This window comes from Hydrogenovibrio sp. (assembly GCF_049975065.1).
GTDB lineage: Bacteria > Pseudomonadota > Gammaproteobacteria > Thiomicrospirales > Thiomicrospiraceae > Hydrogenovibrio.
The window spans coordinates 5,194-10,345 of record NZ_JBNGDN010000070.1 but is presented as its reverse complement, the minus strand read 5'-3'; the positions used below and the strand labels follow the sequence as shown (position 1 = coordinate 10,345).

5 protein-coding genes are annotated in these 5,152 nt (G+C 51.5%); 1 reads left to right on the top strand and 4 read right to left on the bottom strand.

Annotated elements, in window-relative coordinates; all coding sequences use genetic code 11:
- From ACP5D0_RS08290 to ACP5D0_RS08275, 4 genes are all read right to left on the bottom strand, one after another.
- Nucleotides 1-448 (bottom strand): exodeoxyribonuclease VII large subunit (locus ACP5D0_RS08290; RefSeq protein WP_472365218.1); only part of this gene is annotated, 448 nt, incomplete at its 3' end.
- Entirely contained in the window at nt 445-1,536 is a 1,092-nt protein-coding gene (dusA, locus tag ACP5D0_RS08285; protein ID WP_472365217.1) for a tRNA dihydrouridine(20/20a) synthase DusA, read from the bottom strand. The genes dusA and ACP5D0_RS08290, both read right to left, overlap by 4 nt.
- A 248-nt stretch (nt 1,537-1,784) precedes the next feature.
- Nucleotides 1,785-3,362 carry a methyl-accepting chemotaxis protein gene (locus ACP5D0_RS08280; RefSeq protein WP_472365216.1) on the bottom strand — a complete coding sequence of 526 codons (1,578 nt, stop codon included), beginning with the start codon at nt 3,360-3,362 and terminating at the stop codon, nt 1,785-1,787.
- Between the two features lie 85 nt (nt 3,363-3,447).
- A complete protein-coding gene (locus tag ACP5D0_RS08275) occupies nt 3,448-3,849 on the bottom strand; it encodes a Tar ligand binding domain-containing protein (RefSeq protein ID WP_472365215.1) in 402 nt (133 codons plus the stop codon).
- Between the two features lie 160 nt (nt 3,850-4,009).
- On the opposite strand from ACP5D0_RS08275, the gene ACP5D0_RS08270 reads away from it, so the two are divergent.
- Nucleotides 4,010-5,152, top strand: a 1,143-nt coding sequence (locus ACP5D0_RS08270; RefSeq protein ID WP_472365213.1) for an HD domain-containing protein, incomplete at its 3' end; no start/stop codon positions are given.

Below are 5,152 nucleotides of genomic sequence, written 5' to 3'. Positions count from 1 at the left end.
AGGGTGAACCGGTGGCCTGGGCAAAGGTGTCCAATAGTCGGCGGACCTGGCTTTGCCAGATCATCGCGCGGCAAGTGGCGATGGGTGCCCCGCTTTCAGCGGTTTCCGTCAACTCCAAATAAACATGACCGCGACGTTCACTCAGACTGGCCACTTCCGCCTTTACCCAAACCGCCCCGGGAAAATTCTGCCGCAGTGCCACCTGTACTTGAAACATCAACTGACTCAAGCTCACGCCCTTCTCTTTTTCATTCGCCGCAATCGCATCGGGTGACAGCGGCGAATCCACCACGGAAAGCGTTTGAGGATTGGGCAACCAGCGTTCAAACGGGGCGAGATCACCGGCTAAATTTTCAGGGACATACCATTTTTTTTCAAGCGGGTTCCAGCGTGCGCCCAAGGACTTGGCAGCATCCTTTTCCGCAAAGGGCACTTCCAGTAAAATCATAAATTACCCTCTTGCATGCGTTCGTCCATGCGTTGAATCTCTTGCACAACACTTTTATGCGCGGCCTGCAGCACCTCGATGCCTGCCCCCGGTTTAAAAGCATTTTCTGAAATATAACGCCGCCACATCCGCCCACCCGGCAAGCCTGAAAACAGCCCCAGCAGGTGACGACTGATGTGATTGAGCTTCCCCCCCGACGACAAATGATGTTCAATGTAAGGGTAGATGGCGTCCAATACCGCCTCTCGACTCAGTGGCTCGGGGCTGTCATCATAATAAAACCGATCGACATCGGTCAATAAATAGGGTTTTTCATAAACCGCCCTACCCAACATCACCCCATCCACGGCGGGCAGCTCTGCCTCCGCTTGCAAAAAGCGCAGGCCGCTTTGCGGTGAGGCAATGCCACCGTTAATCGCCACCGGCCAATCGGGAAACGCCTGCTTAATGCGTCGAACCCAATCGTACTTCAGCGGCGGCACCTCGCGATTTTCTTTGGGCGACAGCCCTTGCAGCCAAGCTTTTCGGGCGTGAATAATCAGCCCATCCGCGCCGGCCTCACGAACTTGGCTGGCAAAATCCAGCAAGCGTTCAAAGTCCTCCTGATCGTCAATGCCGATGCGCGATTTCACCGTCACCGGAATCTGCGATACCGCCGCCTTCATGGCCGCCACGCCCTCCGCCACCAATCGCGGATGCCCCATTAAACAAGCACCAATCATATTATTTTGCACTCGATCCGACGGGCAGCCGACATTTAGATTGATTTCTGAATAGCCCCACGCTTCCCCCAAAGCCGCACACCTGGCCAAGTCATCCGCGCCGGAGCCGCCCAACTGCAACACCACAGGAGCCTCCTCATCGGCATGACCGAGAAAACGTTCCAAATCCTTTCCATAAAGAATCGCACCGGTGGTGACCATTTCAGAATACAGCCAGGCCTGGCGAGAAAGCAGACGGTGAAAATAACGACAGTGACGGTCAGTCCAATCGAGCATCGGCGCAACGCTGAACTGCATGGCGCTGTTGACAAGTGGCTTTGATGGCTGGATTTGGCTATTCAATCGAGTTGGATTGGGTTTAGGCATGGGTTTTTATCTTGTTTATTTTTTTATCAATTTTGACTTTTATGTGAGATTTATAGCCGTTAGCAAGCGAAAAAAACGGGAGAGGACATTGTATAGGATGCGCGGACATGGTTGAAGAAAAACAGCGCGTTGATACATCGGGAGCCGAAGATTTTTAGCGCCAAGAGGAGTACCCAGGCCTGGGCGAAACGGCGGAAAAGGTGCTGGACGATCACCAAAGGCCGCCGTGCTCTGTTCCGTTTTTTCGATTATTTCGAGGTTTTAAAGAAGGCCATTTCAGACGACAAGGTTTGCGCCTGATCCGACATACTCTCGGTCGCCGCCGAGGTCTCTTCCACCAGCGCCGCATTCTGCTGGGTCGCGGAATCAATATCACTGATGGCCGTGTGCACCTGATGAATGCCTTTGGCCTGCTCCTCAGAAGACTGTGCCATTCGCTCAATCATTTCATGCACCTGGGTAATGGAATCCCGAATCTCAGAGAGCATTTCACCGGATTCGTTGGTGAGTTGCGCGCCTTGCTGAACCAGTTCATTACTTTCGCTGATCAGATGGGTAATATCTTTCGCGGCATCCGCGGATTTTTGTGCCAGATTACGCACCTCACCCGCCACCACGGCAAAGCCGCGCCCGTGCTCACCTGCCCGAGCCGCTTCCACCGCCGCATTCAGCGCCAATAAGTTGGTCTGAAAGGCAATGCTATCAATCAAGCTAACAATGTCGTTAATGCGCTGGCTGGAGCTTTCAATGGATGCCATGGCCTGAATGGTTTGTTGCATCACTTGCGCACCGCGCTCAGTTTTCTTTTGCACCGACTCCGATAAATTTGAGGCTTCTACGGCACTTCGGGTGTTGTTTTGAACGGTGGCGTTCATTTCTTCCATGGTGGCGGAGGTCTGTTCTACGGCCGCCGCCTGCTGTTGAACACGCTGGCTGAGATCCAAAGCCCCTTTCGACACTTCCTCCGAAGCCGACAGCACTATGTGCGTAGCGTTGTTGACGTGATCAACGATTCGCTCCAGATTGTGGATGGCGTTATTGAGGTTTTGTTGAATATTCGCCAACTCGCCCGGGTAATTGCCGCTCAACGTCTGAGTCAAGTCTCCCTCCGCCATAGCGGTCAAAATTTGACCAATATTGGTCATGGCTGCCCCTAATGCATCGACGCTGCTGTAGACACTCTGTTTCAAGTCGTCAAAACGACCGGCGGCCTTGACCTGAACTCGATGCGAATAATCGCCCGCCGCCATCTGATTCATCACCTGAGCAATTTCGTTCAAAATCCTAGCGGTATTGCCCAGCGCGCCCTCCACTTTATGTCGGAAAGCTTCCGCGACTCGGGAATCCATTTTGGCTTCCAGATCGCCGTTTTCCAGTGCCGTCATGATTTTTTCCAACTCATCCATCATAAATTCGACACTCTGCGCAGATGCATTGATGCCCTCCTGCAAAGACTTCATATCGCCAACAAACGAACCGCTCATGCGATGTTCGAAGCGGCCATCGGCAATCGCGGCGACGGCTTCATTGGCACCATCAAACGTGGCCTTGGTTTGCTCCAACAACTGGTTAAACGCTTCAGAAGCGCGACCGATTTCATCGTGATGACGTACCTGAATACGCTTGGAAAAATCACCGTTCTGAACCACGTTTAAGGAAACATCCATTAGAGCATTCATGGGACCGAGAATCGCTTTGAGTGTTCTGGCAGACAAGAAAGCCGCCAGCAACAGCATTAAAATCCCAATGCCAATGGCCGCTTTAAAGGTGACGGCGTAATTGGCATCATTGGTATCATTTAAATGTCCTGCAATATCCAGCTGCAAATCAATCAGGCGGGTGATGGCTTCTGAAATGGGGTCAATGGCCGGATAAAGTTGGTGAATACTGAAGTCACGAATGGCATCGGCATCACCGGCGGCAATTTTTTCCAGAAGGGTTATTCACCGCCTGATTCGCCGTTTGCATCGCTTGCTGCGCCTGTTGCGCCAAAGCCGCTTCTTTCTCAGTTAAGGTGGTCGCCATATAACCTTTCCAGACACGTTCAATCGTTTGTTGTGCCTGCTGAATGTTCTGAGTAGCCTGTTCCAGAGTAATGTTACCGTTGCGCAACTTATGGTTGGTGTCTACAATATTGACGGCGTATTCATCGGCAATGATTTTTAAATCTTTTAAGGGGACAATCCGATCCAGGTAGATTTCGTGAAAGGCGTCATTGTTTTGCTTCATAATCACCAGGCCTGCGACAATGGCCGCAATTAAAAAGGTCAGCAGCAAGGTGATGATAAAAAGAATGCGTAGTTTGATTGTCATGATGTCAGTTCCTCGTTAAACTCATCGGACATCATGAGCAAAAACTGTGTCAAGCGTATGAAATAAATTGATCAGACTGTGGAAATCCCTTACAAATTATATGAATTGAAGAACCGAAGGTACATTTCTGGATGAAGCCTCAACTGACATCGGTGTCAATATGAGCGTCATTCAGGGTAAAATGCGTCCTGAATCCATTTCAGTGCAGGCGATTATGTTAGGTGATACTGTGAACGACACCCCCCAGAATACGGACTCGATTCTGACTCTTTATCACACCGTTTTCAAGTCGGAAGACACGGATTCGCTTGGTCTGGCGGCCTGTGAAATCGCGATGAGCGCCTACCAAAAGCCCCACGAAAGCCGGGTGCGCAGTGCGGAAGTGGCGACCATTCTCGCCAGCCTGAATTTGGATCGCGACACCTTGATCGCCGCCCTGCTCAGCGATATGGCGCTGTGGGATGATTACACCATCGACACCCTGTCTGAACAGTTCAGCCCGTCCATTGCCAAAATGGTGGACGGCATTCGCCGCTTGAATCAATTTCGTGATTTCATGCCTTCCGACACCTCTAATGAAGTGCAACACGAGCGCCTTCGCCAAATGCTGCTGGCGATGACCTACGACATCCGCATTATGATTGTCAAACTGGCCTATCGCGTGGTGCGCCTGCGCAACCTGAAGAACGAACCGGAACACATTCAGCAACAGACCGCTTCCGAAACCCAGTTGATCTTTGCGCCTTTAGCCAATCGACTGGGGATTGCTCAGTTGAAATGGGAATTAGAAGATTTGGCGTTTCGTTTTTTAGAGCCGGAAATCTATCGCGAAGTGGCACGCCAGCTTGACGCCAAGCGTCTGGGACGCGAAACCTATATTAATGGCATTATCCATGAGCTGAAAGACATGCTCAAAGACTCCGGCATTGATCATTACATCTCCGGCCGCCCCAAACACATCTACAGCATCTGGCGCAAAATGAGCCGCAAAAACCTGCCGATTGAAGCGCTGTACGACTTGCGTGCTGTGCGCGTTTACGTCGATTCCGTACGCGAATGTTACGAAGTTTTGGGGATGATTCACAGTCGCTGGCCTTACATCAAAGACGAGTTTGATGACTACATTGCCAGCCCCAAAGAAAACGGCTATCAGTCCATCCACACCGTCATTATCGGCGCCGAAAATAAAACCGTCGAGATTCAAATTCGTACCCACGAAATGCACCGCCACGCCGAATTCGGCGTGGCGGCTCACTGGCGTTACAAGGAAGGCGGCAAACCCATTGATCCCAGTCTGGAGCAA

Excerpts from the sequence above, each read along its gene's own strand:
- dusA (WP_472365217.1), bottom strand. The coding sequence starts at position 1,536 with ATGCCTAAACCCAATCCAACTCGATTGAATAGCCAAATCCAGCCATCA.
- ACP5D0_RS08275 (WP_472365215.1), bottom strand. The coding sequence starts at position 3,849 with ATGACAATCAAACTACGCATTCTTTTTATCATCACCTTGCTGCTGACC.